This window comes from Streptomyces sp. JLYT201, assembly GCF_059448825.1.
The window spans coordinates 778,467-791,909 of record NZ_CM182551.1; the positions used below are offsets into that span (position 1 = coordinate 778,467).

14 protein-coding genes are annotated in these 13,443 nt (G+C 72.9%); 4 read left to right on the plus strand and 10 right to left on the minus strand.

What is annotated here, in order from left to right; genetic code table 11:
- Window position 1 precedes the first annotated feature (1 nt).
- Both AC5WAM_RS03245 and AC5WAM_RS03250 read right to left on the minus strand, forming a co-directional pair.
- Complete coding sequence (locus tag AC5WAM_RS03245) at window positions 2–808, minus strand: alpha/beta fold hydrolase (RefSeq protein WP_495521475.1); 807 nt, start codon at window positions 806–808, stop codon at window positions 2–4.
- Window positions 789–1,724 (minus strand): GlxA family transcriptional regulator, encoded by a 936-nt coding sequence (locus tag AC5WAM_RS03250; protein ID WP_495521476.1) that lies wholly within the window; start codon window positions 1,722–1,724, stop codon window positions 789–791. Before AC5WAM_RS03250 ends, AC5WAM_RS03245 begins: the two co-directional genes overlap by 20 nt.
- 71 nt (window positions 1,725–1,795) lie before the next feature.
- Here AC5WAM_RS03250 and AC5WAM_RS03255 point away from each other — a divergent pair, with 71 nt between their 5' ends.
- The gene (locus AC5WAM_RS03255; RefSeq protein WP_495521477.1) at window positions 1,796–2,131 is read left to right on the plus strand and encodes a cupin domain-containing protein; all 336 of its coding nucleotides are present in this window, start codon (window positions 1,796–1,798) and stop codon (window positions 2,129–2,131) included.
- A gap of 28 nt (window positions 2,132–2,159) precedes the next feature.
- Here the strand turns inward: AC5WAM_RS03255 and AC5WAM_RS03260 are convergent, their stop codons facing one another.
- The 5 genes from AC5WAM_RS03260 to AC5WAM_RS03280 all read right to left on the minus strand — a co-directional run bounded on the left by AC5WAM_RS03260 (window position 2,160) and on the right by AC5WAM_RS03280 (window position 6,774).
- On the minus strand, window positions 2,160–2,498 hold the full coding sequence (locus AC5WAM_RS03260; RefSeq protein WP_495521478.1) for an SCO0607 family lipoprotein: 339 nt from the start codon (window positions 2,496–2,498) through the stop codon (window positions 2,160–2,162).
- A gap of 179 nt (window positions 2,499–2,677) precedes the next feature.
- Entirely contained in the window at window positions 2,678–4,186 is a 1,509-nt protein-coding gene (locus tag AC5WAM_RS03265; RefSeq protein WP_495521479.1) for an acyl-CoA synthetase, read from the minus strand.
- 175 nt (window positions 4,187–4,361) lie between these two features.
- Window positions 4,362–5,027: a response regulator transcription factor gene (locus tag AC5WAM_RS03270; RefSeq protein ID WP_495521480.1), complete on the minus strand. Its 666-nt coding sequence runs from the start codon at window positions 5,025–5,027 to the stop codon at window positions 4,362–4,364.
- Complete coding sequence (locus tag AC5WAM_RS03275; RefSeq protein ID WP_495521481.1) at window positions 5,024–6,235, minus strand: sensor histidine kinase; 1,212 nt, start codon at window positions 6,233–6,235, stop codon at window positions 5,024–5,026. The genes AC5WAM_RS03270 and AC5WAM_RS03275 overlap by 4 nt, the downstream gene beginning before the upstream one ends.
- Window positions 6,236–6,237: 2 nt before the next feature.
- On the minus strand, window positions 6,238–6,774 hold the full coding sequence (locus tag AC5WAM_RS03280; RefSeq protein ID WP_495521482.1) for a hypothetical protein: 537 nt from the start codon (window positions 6,772–6,774) through the stop codon (window positions 6,238–6,240).
- Between AC5WAM_RS03280 and AC5WAM_RS03285 the strand changes: the two genes are divergently transcribed.
- Both AC5WAM_RS03285 and AC5WAM_RS03290 read left to right on the plus strand, forming a co-directional pair.
- The gene (locus AC5WAM_RS03285) at window positions 6,773–7,075 is read left to right on the plus strand and encodes a hypothetical protein (RefSeq protein WP_495521483.1); all 303 of its coding nucleotides are present in this window, start codon (window positions 6,773–6,775) and stop codon (window positions 7,073–7,075) included. The genes AC5WAM_RS03280 and AC5WAM_RS03285 overlap by 2 nt on opposite strands.
- Window positions 7,076–7,219: 144 nt before the next feature.
- A complete protein-coding gene (locus AC5WAM_RS03290; protein WP_495523493.1) occupies window positions 7,220–8,917 on the plus strand; it encodes a chitinase in 1,698 nt (565 codons plus the stop codon).
- A 90-nt stretch (window positions 8,918–9,007) separates the two neighbouring features.
- Here the strand turns inward: AC5WAM_RS03290 and AC5WAM_RS03295 are convergent, their stop codons facing one another.
- Window positions 9,008–9,742: a VOC family protein gene (locus AC5WAM_RS03295; RefSeq protein ID WP_495521484.1), complete on the minus strand. Its 735-nt coding sequence runs from the start codon at window positions 9,740–9,742 to the stop codon at window positions 9,008–9,010.
- Window positions 9,743–9,836: 94 nt separating this feature from the next.
- Entirely contained in the window at window positions 9,837–12,080 is a 2,244-nt protein-coding gene (locus AC5WAM_RS03300; RefSeq protein WP_495521485.1) for a helix-turn-helix domain-containing protein, read from the minus strand.
- 144 nt (window positions 12,081–12,224) lie between these two features.
- Here AC5WAM_RS03300 and AC5WAM_RS03305 point away from each other — a divergent pair, with 144 nt between their 5' ends.
- The gene (locus AC5WAM_RS03305; protein ID WP_138964940.1) at window positions 12,225–12,632 is read left to right on the plus strand and encodes a hypothetical protein; all 408 of its coding nucleotides are present in this window, start codon (window positions 12,225–12,227) and stop codon (window positions 12,630–12,632) included.
- Between the two features lie 224 nt (window positions 12,633–12,856).
- Here the strand turns inward: AC5WAM_RS03305 and AC5WAM_RS03310 are convergent, their stop codons facing one another.
- A complete protein-coding gene (locus AC5WAM_RS03310; RefSeq protein ID WP_495521486.1) occupies window positions 12,857–13,435 on the minus strand; it encodes a hypothetical protein in 579 nt (192 codons plus the stop codon).
- Window positions 13,436–13,443 lie beyond the last annotated feature (8 nt).

A 13,443-nucleotide genomic window follows, 5' to 3' on the forward strand; every position in this document is an offset into this window, starting at 1 on the left:
GTCACAGCCCTGCCAGGAAGGCGTCCACGGCCCTCGCGAACGCCTCCGGGCCGGTCTCGTGCACGGTGTGCCCGGTGTCCAGCTCCACCAGCCGGACCCGCGCCCGCCGCCGGGCCATCTCCCGCGCCTGCCCGGCGCCGAGGACCCGGCTGCGGCGCCCCCGGACCAGCAGCGCCGGACAGTCACTGCCGAGCCAGTCGGCCCAGTGGTCACCGTTCAGCGCCTGCTGTGAGGCGATCATGTCCGCCGGGTGGAAGGCGAGCCCCCAGCCGTCCGCGTACGCGCGTACGGCACCGGACACGTACGGGGCCGACGCGCCGAGTTCCCTCAGCAGGGCGGCCCTGGTGGGCGCCCGGCGTGGCCAGTCCAGGCAGAAGGAGAGATCTCCGTCGGGCGCGGCCCCGATGTCCACGACGACGAGGGCGCGCACGAGGCGCGGCTGTCGGGCGGCCAGCTGGTAGGCGTTGACGCCGCCGAGCGAGTGCCCGAGGACGACGACGTCCGTCAGGCCCAGATGGCGCAGGACCGCCGCGGCGTCGTCGACGTATCCGCGCCGGGAGTAGTCGTCGGCCCGGTCCGAGCGGCCGTGCCCGCGCTGGTCGGGCGCGATGACGCGCCACCGGCCCGCCAGGGCCCGGGCCAGGGGCGCGAAGGTGCGGCCGTCGCTGAAGTGGCCGTGCAGGGCGAGGAGTACCGGGCCGGGGCCGCCGTGGTCGCGGTAGCACAGGCGGTGCCCTCCGGGGCCGTCGACGTACGCGACGGCCGCGGTGGCGGGAAGCCCCGGCGGCTCACGGGACGCGGAACGCACGCCGGTAGGCGCCCGGGGTCGTGCCGGTCCGGGCGCGGAAGCGACGGCGCAGATTGACCGCGGAGGAGAGGCCGACGCGGGCCGCGATCGCCTCGACGGGCAGGTCCGTCTCCTCGAGGAGGGTGCGGGCCGCGGCCACCCGCCGGGAGAGCAGCCACGCGCCCGGGCTCATGCCCAGCTGGTCGGTGAAGCGGCGGGCCAGGGTGCGGGGCGAGACGCCGAGGTGCGCGGCCAGGTCGGATACCGACAGCGGCGTCCCGAGGCGGTCGTCGGCCCATGCCAGCAGGCCGTCGAGCGCGTCCCCGGGCGGAGGCGGCGGCGCGTACTGCGCCTGGCCGCCCTCGCGGTGCGGCGGCAGCACCATGTGCCGCGCGAGCAGGGCGGCGTACGCGGCCCCGTGGTCGTTCCGCACGAGGTGCAGGCACAGGTCGAACCCGGCGCCCGCGCCGGCGCTGGTGGCGATGTCGCCGTGGTCCACGTAGAGCCTGTCCGGCTCCACGCGCACCTGGGGGAACTCACGCCGCAGCTGTTCGGCGCGGGCCCAGTGCGTGGTGGCCGTGCGCCCGTCAAGGAGCCCGGTGCGGGCCAGGGCGAACACGCCGGAGCAGATCGTGACCAGCCGCGCCCCGCGCGCGTGCGCCCGCAGCAGCGCCTCGCGTACGGGCTCGGAGAGCGGCTCCTCCACCGGCAGCCAGCCGGGGATGACCACGGTGTCCGCCGCGTCGATCGCCGACAGGTCCCGCGTCACGGACATCGCGTACCCGCCGGTGGTCGGCACCGGGCCGGGCACCTCCGCGCACGTCTCGAACGCGTAGTGCCGGGGCACGCCCGGCCGCTGGGTGCCGAAGACCTCGACGGCGCAGCCGAGTTCGAAGACCGACTGCACCGGCCGCACCAGAGCCACCACGCGATGCATGGCACAAAAGTACCCCATGGTGTCACGGCGGACTCTGCCCCGCCCGGCCGCGACAGGGCACTGTTGCGGGCATGCACCCCGAGATACTCATGCAGGAGGGCTACACCTCCGTCCCTGCCGCCACGTCCCCGGCCCGCGAGCTGTTCCCCGGGATCCGCGTACGCCCCCTGTGGCGGGGGCCGACCGGCGCGCACGCCACCATGCTGGAGATGGACGCGGGTACGTCCTGGCCGCACCGCGACGTCCACGAGCCCGGCCCCGAGGAGGTCTACGTCGTCGCGGGCACCTTCAACGACGGGGCGCGCGACTACCCGCCCGGTACGTTCCTGCACGCCCCGGCCGGTTCGTGGCACGTGCCCTCGACGCGCACCGGCTGCACGCTGTTCGTCTTCTATCCGGAGGGCTAGCGCACTCTTCCGCCGTGGCCGGGCCGGGTCACTCCCCCTCCGGTGCGTCGACGATGTCGCCCTTCTTGTCGACGGTGTGCGTGCGCCAGTACACGTCCCACTTGTCGTCGACCTTCTGCGGCACCTTCCCCTCGGGATAACGCGTGTATCCCTTCGGCTCCTTCGTGCCGTCCTTGACGCACGCGGAGCCGGTCCCCCCGATGGTCATGACGGGGTACTCGCCGTCGCTGCAGATGTCGTCCCGGAAGGAGAGTCCGGAGCAGCCGCTGAGCGTGACGACCGCGGCGGCTCCCGTGAGCGCGGCGACCGCGGCGGTGCGGGTCCGTCGGCGGGAGGCGGTGCGCGGGCGGGTGGCGTTGGGGGGCATGGTCGTCTCCTGTTGCTCGTCCGGTCCGCCCCCCACTGTGGTCGACGGTGACCGCCCGGACCTGAGTACGCGTACTCAGGTCCGGTGCCGCGATCTGCCCCTCCCCCCATCCACCCGGCCGGCACGGTCCTGGCGAGAGGCCCTGGAGGCCGGCCCGGTCGCGCGCCGGGCCGAGGCGTTCAGTCGTCCGAGAACCGGTCCCGCAGCTCCCGCTTCAGGATCTTGCCGCTGGCGTTGCGGGGCAGTTCGGCCACGAACAGGACCCGCTTCGGGGCCTTGAACGCGGCGAGCTTCTCGCGGACGTGGGCGATGAGTTCGGCCTCGGTGACCTGCGCCTTGTCGTGGGCCGGGACGACGACGGCCGTCACGGCCTCGATCCAGCGCGCGTCCGGCAGGCCGATCACCGCCGCCTCCGCGACGGCGGGGTGGGTGTAGAGGGCCTCCTCCACCTGGCGTGAAGCGACCAGCACCCCGCCGGAGTTGATGACGTCCTTCACGCGGTCGACGACGGTGAAGTAGCCTTCCGCGTCGCGCACGGCCAGGTCGCCGGAGTGGAACCAGCCGCCGCGGAAGGCCTCCTCGGTCTCCTCCGGCTTGCCCCAGTAGCCGTCGCACAGCTGCGGGGAGCGGTAGACGACTTCGCCCTGCGTCCCGTCGGGCACCTCCTTGCCGCTGACGTCGACGACCTTGGCCTCCACGAAGAGCACCGGCCGCCCGCAGGAGGCCAGCCGCCCCTCGTGCTCGTCGGGCCCGAGGACCGTGGCGAGCGGGCCGATCTCGCTCTGTCCGAAGCAGTTGTAGAAGGCGAGCCCCGGCAGCCGTTCCCGCAGCCTCTCCAGGACCGGCACCGGCATGATCGAGGCGCCGTAGTACGCCTTGCGCAGCGCGCTCAGGTCGCGGGTGGCGAAGTCGGGGTGCTGGGAGAGGCCGATCCACACCGTGGGCGGCGCGAAGAGGCTGTCGGCGCGGCCCGCCGCGACGAGCTCCAGGATCCGCGTGGCGTCGGGCCCGTCGAGGATCGTGTTCTCGGCCCCCACCGCCAGGTACGGCAGCAGGAACACGTGCGTCTGCGCGGAGTGGTACAGCGGCAGCGAGTGCAGCGGCCGGTCCGAGGCCTTCAGATCCAGCGCGTGCACTGCGCTGACGTACGCGTGGACCAGGGCGCGATGGCTCATCATGGCGCCCTTGGGGTGGGCAGTCGTGCCCGAGGTGTACAGGAGCTGCACGAGGTCGCCGCTGTCCGGCTCCTCCCCGTCGTACGGCGCCGCGGTGGCGAGCCGCGTGAGCAGCGAGTCGGCCGCGTCGCGCAGGGGCAGCACCCGCACGGTGTCCGGGAGCCGGGGTCCGAGGTCCGGGTCGGCGAGCACCAGCGCGCTCCCGGACTGCCCGATGAGGTACGCCAGGTCGTCGCCGGTGAGGTTCTGATTGATCGGCACGTGGACGAGGCCCGCCCGCGAGCACGCCAGGAAACCGATCAGGTAGACGTCGGAGTTGTGCGCGTACGCCCCGACCCGGTCCCCCCGCCCGAGGCCGCTCTCCGCGAGAATCCGCGCCGCCCGGGAAACGGCGTCGTCCAACTCGGCATACGTCCACACCCGCTCGCCGTACCGCAGGGCGATGCCCTCCGGCGTGCGGCGCGCACTGCGCCGCAGGACTCCGTCGACCGTGCTGCTGCGGACATCCGTCATGGCGTGATCCTGTGGGTCGCCGGGGCGGGGGTCAAGAGGTGGGCCGTGTCCGTACGGCAGCGGCGCGCGGTGTGCTGACCAGGCCGCTCATCAGGGGGAGTTGTCAGGGCCCGATCGTGGCGCGACTGAAGATCGAGCCGTACGGGAGCAGACCCCCGTACAGGAGCAGCCCCCGTCAGGTCAGCCCCGCCTCGATGGCGCGGCGGACGGCGTCGGCCCGGTCGCGGATGCCTGCCTTGGCGAACAGGTTGTTGATGTGGGTCTTGACCGTGGCCTCGCTGATGAAGAGCTTCTCGGCGATGGCCCGGTTGGGCAGGCCCTGGCCGATCAGGGTGAGGACCTCGCGTTCGCGGGGTGTGAGGTCCTCGGGCAGGGCCTGTCCCCGTGTCGGCGCCTTGGTCCTGACGGTGGCGAGCAGCCGGTCCTGGACCTCGCGGTCGAGCACGGACTGACCTGCGGCAGCGGCCCGGATCGCGCGGGTGATGTCCTGGCGTCCCGCGTTCTTGGTGAGGTAGCCGCGGGCTCCCGCGCCGAGCGCGCCCAGGATCGAGTCGTCGTCGGCGAAGGTGGTGAGGACGACCACCGCCACATCCGGGTGGTCCTCGGCCAGCCGGGCCGTTGTCTCGATGCCGTCCATCACGGGCATTCTCAGGTCCATCAGGACGACGTCCACCGGCCCGGACGCGACAGCGGTCAGCACCTCGCTGCCGTTCGCGGCGGACGCGACGACGTCGATGTCCTCGGTCAGCCCGAGCACCGCGGCGAGCGGTTCCCGGACGGCGGCCTGGTCGTCGGCGACGACCACCCTCAGCCGCTGCGGCTCCTGCGTCGGTTCACTCATCCCGGGATCACTGCCTCCACTTGCCAGCCGCCTTGGTGCGGCCCCTCGGTGACCGGGCCCGCGGTGACCGTCCCGCCCAGCACGGCGACGCGTTCGCGCATGCCGATCAGCCCCATCCCGCTCCCGATCTCCACGCTCACCTTACGGGTGGCGGGGCGGTTGCGGACTCTCAGCGTGATCGATGAGGCGGTGAACTCCAGCTCCACGCCGACCTCTCCCCCGGGCGCGTGCCGAGCGGCGTTGGTCAGCGCCTCCTGGGCGATGCGCAGCAGGTTCTGGGTCACCTGGGCCGGCACGGCGCGGACGGTCCCGGTGACGGTGAGGACATCGCGATGGCCCGTCGACGCGAGCATCGCGGTGAGGCTCTCCAGGAGCGGCAGCGCGTCCTCGCGCAGCGCGTGCACGGTCCACTGCGCCTGTTTCAGGCTCTCCTTGACCAGGTGGTGGGCCTTGTCGTTGGCCTCACGGACCCGGTCCAGGTCGCCGGTGTCGAGCAGCGCGTCGGCCAGTTCCAGCTGCATGTTGATCCCGGCCAACGAGTGCGCGAGGACGTCGTGCACGTCCCGGGCGATGCGGCTGCGCTCGGTCAGCACGGCGGTCCGGGCCTCGGCCCGGGCGGCGCGCTCGGCGGACTCCGCCGCTTCGATCGCCGCCCGTACGGCCCGGCGCTGGCTGCGGTTGATGATGCCGATCAGGACCGGGGTGCCGGTGGTGAGACCGAGCGTCCAGGGCAACTGGTCGTGCCCCGGGCCGAGGTGGAAGTACAGGACGCCGCCGCAGAGCAGGCTGCACGCCCCGGCGAGCACGAGGGCCTGCTTGGTCTCCAGGCGGTATCCGATGTGACCGGCGAGGAAGAAGGCGAAGAGATAACTCGTGCCGCTGCTGCTGACGCCGATCAGGGCGGCCGCCGCGACGATGCCCAGGGACAGCCAGAGCAGGGCCAGAAGCTGGGGGACCTTGTGCTCGGGCAGGCGCCTGGCCAGCAGCGCCGCCGCGTTGATCGCGAAGAGGACGGCGACGGCCAGGCCCCGGCCGCTGAAGCCCATGGGCCGGACGGTCAGGATGCCGACGGCGATGACGGCGAGGGTCACGGCCCACTGCACCCGCGGGTCCTGCCCGGGAACCGGCCGCGGGACCGCCTCCTCATCCGCGGCCTGCTGGGGAGTCGGAGCACTCGGTGTAGCGGACACGGGCAGAACATACTGCATGGTCAGGCCGTACGGTCGGCGGCGGGCACCGGGTGGGACACGGTCCGGGTCAGGCCGGGCCTCCGGCTCCGTATGAAGATCGTGGCCACGCGCGTCACCACTTCGGTGAGCGCCATCAGCACGAACGCCGTCACCCAGGCCTGCTCGCTGGTGATGTGGTGCGCGAGGCTGAACCGGGCCACGTCGTCGGCGCCGCCGCCGTGCTCGACCCACATCTGGAACCCCATCCGCGCACCCATGCCGACGACCCACAGGATCGCCGACACCGCCCCCGCCTTGATCAGGACGTGCCCACCGGGGGTCCGGATCCGGGTGTAGAGGCCGCCCGTGACGCCGAGCGCGGCGCCCACGCCCATCAGCGCCGCGATCAGCACGAGGTCATGGCCCGCGGTGGGGATGGAGTCCAGGTACGAGTAGGCCACGAAGGCCACGATTCCCAGCGGGACCAGGAAGGTCTTGAGGTCGAGCCGGTCTTCCCGCAGCTGCCGGAAGACGACCAGGATGAGGGCGATGTCGGTGATCCACTCGGTTGTCGTCATGCCCTCAAGGCTCCTGCGACGAGGCCCGGAACACCTGGACCCCTGGGTGGAACCGGGGGTGGAGATCAGCTGGGCCCCGGTGGACCTGACGCCCATGGACCAGACGCCCATGGACCAGACGCCGGTGGACCTGACGCCCGTGGGCCTGACGCCCGTGGCCGAGCGTCGGCGTGGGCACGGCGCCATGCAGGACGTCGCCGCCGCCCAGGTCCGCCGAGTGGTCCCGGTCGAGGTGTCGTGCACGACGGCGGCCACGGCCGTCGCGTGCTCCGCCGCGGGTTCTCCTGTCCTGAGGTCTTGACAACTTGATTGGTCTGGACCAACTTTGCGCAACAGCGGTGGCCGCCGTCGTCGCTCGCGCACTTCACCTCTCTCCCCCCAGGAGGCACCCGTGGACCGTGTACGTCAGAACAGATCCGGCGTCCGCCGGAGAATCAGCGCGGCGATGGCCGTCGGTGCGGCCGCCGCGCTCGCCGTCACCGCGCTCGCCGCACCCGCGCAGTCGGCGGACACCGACGCGGCGAGCACGAGGGCGGCAGGCGTCGAGGCGGCGGACGTCAACGTCGCCAAGAACGCCGGGTTCGAGGCGGACCTGAGCAACTGGACCTGCGCCGCGAACAGCGGCGCCGCCGTCACCTCCCCCGTGCACGGCGGCGCGAAGGCACTCAAGGCCACCCCGTCCGGCCAGGGCACCGCCGAGTGTTCCCAGATCGTCGCGGTGAAGCCGAACTCGACGTACAAGCTGAGCAGTTGGGTGCAGGGGAGCTACGCCTACCTCGGCGCCCGCGGCACCGGCACCACCGACGTGTCGACCTGGACGCCGGCCGCCTCGTCCTGGCAGCAGCTCTCCACCAGCTTCACCACCGGCGCCAACACCACCTCGGTCACCGTGTACACGCACGGCTGGTACGGGCAGAGCGCGTACTACGTGGACGACGTGAGCGTCTTCGGGCCCGACGGGGGCGGCGGTCCCGACCCGGTCGAGATACCGCCCGTACCGGCCGGCCTCACGGCGGGCACGACGACGCCCACGTCGGTGGACCTGTCCTGGACGCCGTCGTCCACGGCGACGGGGTACACCGTCTACCGCGACGGCACGAAGGTCGCCTCGGCCAGCGGCGCCTCCACGACCGTCACCGGTCTCACGCCGGAGACCACGTACAGCTTCCAGGTGAGCGCCTCCAACGCGGCGGGCGAGTCGGCGAAGTCGACGGCGGTGTCCGTACGGACCCCCAAGGGCGACGGTGGCGGCGACGGCACCGTGCCCCGGCACGCGGTGACCGGCTACTGGCAGAACTTCAACAACGGCGCGACCGTGCAGAAGCTGCGGGACGTGTCGTCGCAGTACGACATCATCGCGGTCTCCTTCGCCGACGCGACCACCACGCCCGGCCAGATCACCTTCAACCTGGACCCGGCCGTCGGTTACGCCTCCACCGCCGACTTCAAGGCGGACATCGCCGCGAAGAAGGCCGCGGGCAAGTCCGTGATCCTCTCGGTCGGCGGCGAGAAGGGCACCATCTCCGTCAACAGCGACGCCTCCGCGACGGCGTTCGCCAACAGCGCCTACGCGCTGATGCAGGAGTACGGGTTCAACGGCGTCGACATCGACCTGGAGAACGGCCTCAACCCCACCTACATGTCGAAGGCGCTGCGCCAGCTCTCGGCGAAGGCGGGCCCGAAGCTGGTGCTCACGATGGCACCGCAGACCATCGACATGCAGTCCACGTCCGGTGGGTACTTCCAGACGGCACTGAACGTGAAGGACATCCTCACGGTCGTCAACATGCAGTACTACAACAGCGGTTCGATGCTCGGCTGCGACGGCAAGGTCTACAGCCAGGGCAGCGTGGACTTCCTGACCGCGCTCGCCTGCATCCAGCTGGAGGGCGGCCTCGACCCGTCGCAGGTCGGCATCGGCGTCCCGGCGTCGACGCGCGGCGCGGGCAGCGGCTACGTGGCCCCGTCGGTCGTGAACAACGCCCTCGACTGCCTGACCCGCGGCACCGGCTGCGGCTCCTTCAAGCCGTCGAAGACGTACCCGTCGCTGCGCGGCGCCATGACGTGGTCGACGAACTGGGACGCGACAGCGGGCCACGCGTGGTCCAACGCCGTCGGCCCGAAGGTGCACAGCCTTCCGTAACGGAAGAACGCTCCGGAGGGGCGGGCCGGACCCGGTCCGCCCCTGCGGGCAGGTGCGGACCGGTCCGCACCTCAGCCCGCGAGGTCGGGCTCAGAGCGGTGTGAGGACGCAGAACTCGTTGCCCTCCGGGTCGGCGAGGACCGTCCACGCCATGTCGCCGCCCACGTCGACGCGCGTCGCGCCGAGGGCCTGGAGCCGGGCCACCTCCGCTGCCTGGTCGTCCCCGGCGTACGGGCGGAGGTCGAGGTGGACGCGGTTCCACACCGTCTTCGGGTCGGACGAGCGGAGGAATTCCAGGTACGGGCCGACGCCCTCGGCGGAGCGCAGGGCCGCACGGTCGTCGGTCACCTCGTGCACGGTCCAGTCCATCGCCTCGCCCCAGAAGCGGGCCATGGCGCGGGGGTCCGCGCAGTCGACCACGACCGCGGCCATCGGCCCGGTGTCCCGGTAGGTCTCCCGAGGCTCCAGGACGCAGAACTCGTTGCCCTCCGGATCGGCGAGGACCGTCCACGGGACGTCGCCCTGGCCCACGTCGGCGGGCGTGGCGCCGAGGTCCTTCAGGCGTGCGACCAGTTCCGCCTGGTGGGCCGCCGACGTGGTGGCGAGGTCGACGTGCACGCGGTTCTTCACCGTCTTGGACTCCGGGACCCCGATGACGTCGACGCAGACGGCGGCCGCGCCGGGGTAGGAGAAGCCCTCGGGTTCGACGTTGGTCTCGGCGCCCTTGTCGCCGGTGACCTTCCAGCCGAGCGCCTCGGCCCAGAACCGCCCGACCGCGGAGTTGTCCCGAGCCTGCATCGAAATCTGAACGAGTCGTGTCGCCATGCGGGTGATCATATGCCTGTGCTGATCAGGCGCCACCAGGTGACGCGGGGTGCTGCTTTCTGCGCCCGCCAGCAGCCGTCATGCCGCCGTGCGCTCAGTCGCCGGACTCGAGAGAGGGAGGCGTGATCGTGCCGTCGGCTTCCAGTCCGTCAGGCCATCGCGCCGGGAAGTTGAACAGCCAGGCGTGACCGGCGTCGGCGGCCTTCAGGGCCACGTGCTCGGCGCCCTCGGGGTCACCGTCCCGCTCGCGCATCCGGAAGAGGCGGAAGAGGGCGTGGGGGTCGCCGGTCTCGGCGGCTCGGCGGTACGGGTCCTCGGCGCCCTCCCCGGCGCGAAGGCCCGGGTCCGCGAGGGGGAGGAATCCCTCGGCGTCCGCCGCGCTTCGGGCCAGGCGTTCCAGGCCGTCCGCGTCGCCCGCCCGTTGGTACGCCTGGGCCAGTCGGAACAGGGCCAGCGGGTCCCCGGCTTCGGCGGCCCGCTGGTACAGCTGCTCGGCCCCGTCATGGTCGCCCGACCGCTCTGTCGAGGCGGCCTTCGAGTAGAGGACAGCCGTGCCGTCCACCACAGGGCCACCCAAGTCGGCGGCACGGCGGATCAGTTGGTTGGCCCACGTCAGCCGGGCGCTCCTGAAGGCCGCCGTGGACAGGGCGAAGAGATCCCGGGCGGGCAGGTGTGCGTAAGCCGCGTACCAGAAGGAGGAGGGCGGGAACCGCGTCCGGCGCGAGGTGCGGCCGAACTGGGCGAGGTAGTCGGCGAGACGGAACACCCGGGCGGTCGGCGGGTCATCCGCGTCTCTCCGCCCCCGCGCAGGGCCGGGCCGCCACGGCCGCAGGGGCGCCATGCGGCCGTGGACCGGCGCGGTGGCTTCGGCGAGCGCATCCACGGCCCAGTCGCCGGTGAGGCCGTCGTACTCGGAGTCGGTGAGGTAACCGGTCGCCGCTTCGGTGAGGAAGGAAGGGGGCAGCGCGGCCCCCGCGCCGTAGCGGCGGGCGTCGATCGCGGCGTCCAGGACGGCTCGCGCGGCCGGGGTGGACGCGGTGTAGCGGCGCAGGAGTTCCGGGCCGCCCGCGAGGAACTGGGGCACGCGGCCGCCGCTGCTCCAGGCGAGGGCCTCCGCGAGGGGCGCGTCGCCGTGCCGCGCCAGGGCGCCGGCGGACCTCAGGGCGTCCTGGTCGAAGGCGTCGGGGACGGGGATGAGCCGTCCGGCGAGCAGGTCGCGCGCCCGGGAGTGCGGATCGGGTGCTCCGGGCGCGGGCGGGACGGTGTACTGGTGCGCGTGGTCGGGCCACAGGGTGCCGAGGACGAGGACCGGACCGCGCTCGGGCCGTACGAGCAGGTCGTGCAGCGCGGCCGCGAGCCGCTCGCCGTGGCGGGGCTGGCCGAGGTAGTGCTGGGTCTCGTTCAGCCACACCACCGTCCGGGGCCGCACGTCGTCGAGGCCGCGCAGTGCCGCGTCGGCGCGGGTGGGGTCGACCGGGTGCCACAGGCGCCAGCCCTTCGGCGCGAGCGGCCTCACCGCTTCCCAACAGGCGCGGGTCTTGCCGGTGGAGGAGGAGCCGACGAGGACCGCCATGCCGCTGGTGCCCTCGGCGGCGGCCGACACCAGGCGGGCCAGGGCCCGGTCGTGGGCGCGCAGGACGTATCCCGGCAGTGCCTGTCCGACGGCCGTGGACGCCGGGCGCACCGCCCGGTGCACTTCCAGGTCGAGCGGGTCCCACTGGCTGATCGACCGTGCGGCGTGCGGGGCTTCGCCCTGTACGGCGGGTGGGGTCGCGGCGGCGTGGGCGGCCTGGAGCACTCCTTGGGTGGCGGCCTCGCGTGCGGCGTCCGGCAGCGCGCCGATCAGGGCACCGGCCAGCTGAAGGGCCTGCGGCAGCGCGGGGGCGGGGTCGCGGAGCGCACGCTCGATCGTGGACTTCCCCAGGGGCGCTCCGGCGGCCTCCAGGCGCTGGGCGATCTCGCGCAGGCTGAGTCCGGACTCCTCCTGCAACTCCCGGAGACGGCCGTGCAGATCGCTCCCTGCGGTCCCCCGGCCGCCTGTCTCCGCCTCACCCTCCGCGCGCGCCTGGCGCAGCCGCAGCTCAAGAGCCCTCGCATCGTCCTCGGCCAGGCCGAGCGAGGAGGCAAGGCGCCGCAGATCGGCTTCGCTCATGAGGCGCTCGCCGTTGAACACCCGGGACAGCGAGGCGGGGCTCAGTCCGATGACGCGAGCGAGTTCGCGCAGGGTCAGCCCCGACTCCGCACGGCGGCGCCGCAGTTCGACGGCGAAGGAGCGGAGCGCGGGCGGCAGATCCTGTCGCAGCGCGGCCATGGGACGTCCGGCGCGTCGCGCCGTCATGCTGGATCACCACCCCCGGCATAGCTGTTCAACTGCGTTGTTTCCATTGTCTCAGAAACTCTGGGACAGTGGCAGGAGGGGATGCCGCAGTCAGCCCTGTCCCCTCGTCGTGCCCGCAAGGCACTTCGCCCCGAGGGGGTCTCCGTGTCCGTCGTCGTCGCCGTGCTCCTTGGGTGCACCGCCCTGGCCGCCGCGGTCTGCGCGCGCGTGGGCTTCCGGCTCGCGCTGGCGGACGGCGCCGGTCGTGCCAGGGCCTGGGGTGCGGCTGGCGCGTCCGCCATGGCCGTGATCACCGACGTGTGCACGGTCGCCGCCACGCTTGAGCTCGGGGACGGGCATCCCAGGGCCTCCCGCGTCGCGGTCACGGTGGTCACGGTCGCCCTCGCGCTCTTCCTGGGGTTCGTCGCGTACGACGTCACGGGCCCGACCCCCGCGCCTGCCGCGGGGCCGCCCGCCGCCGCCCTGAGCAGGCCGAAGCGACTCGCCTCCGCGGCCACCGCGTTCACCAGTACGTTCATCGTGCTCGCCCTTGTCCTGCCGCTGCTGAACTGACACCCGATGGAAGGGCTCTTGGCGAAGGGACGCCCGGTCAGTGAAGGGACGCCCGATCGAAGGACGCCCCATGGAGGGGTGCCCGCTGGAGAGGCACCCGGCGGAGAGGCGCCCGCCGCCCGGCAACCGCCCCAGGCGTGGCGTCGGCAGTGAAGACGGGGGCGCGTGCGGGGAAGGGACCTTACAGCACCGCCACTTGAGCCGCCCCTCCCCGTGGCCGCGCCCTACGGCAGGTCCGCGCGGAACTTCTTCGTCAGGTCCGCTCCCCGGATCACCCCGCCCGCGTGGTACTTCAGCGCCCAGGCGTCGATCACCGAGCCGTCGCCGAACATGCAGCCGGGGATCGCCTTCTCCGGGTTCGTCTCACCCTTCTTGGCCCAGCCGCCGCCGTCCGTCGCCCTGGGGCCGTACATCGCCGTGCCGTTGAGGGCCTTGCAGTAGCCGATGGACGGGTTGCCGGGGTGGCCGCCGGGGTCGGCGGGCTTGTGGACGTAGGCGAGGGCGGCGAGCGTCGGCTTCGTCGCGGCGAGCGTGTCCGCCCCGATGGTCAGCTTCGAGCCGTCGTCCGCCGTGAACACGCACATCTCCCGCTCACCGCCGAGGCGCACGATCTGGATGCCGGTCTTGGTGTAGTACGGGACCTGGACCTGCGCCTTGCCGCCCTGTTTCACGCACCACGCCGCGGCCGGGGACCGGTGGTGGCCGGACGACCCGGCGGCGGAGCCGTCGGCGGCGCCGGCCGCCACAGCGCTGCCCGACAGCAACAACAGGACACTCACGGCGATGGCTTGGGGACGCTTCATGTTTCCTC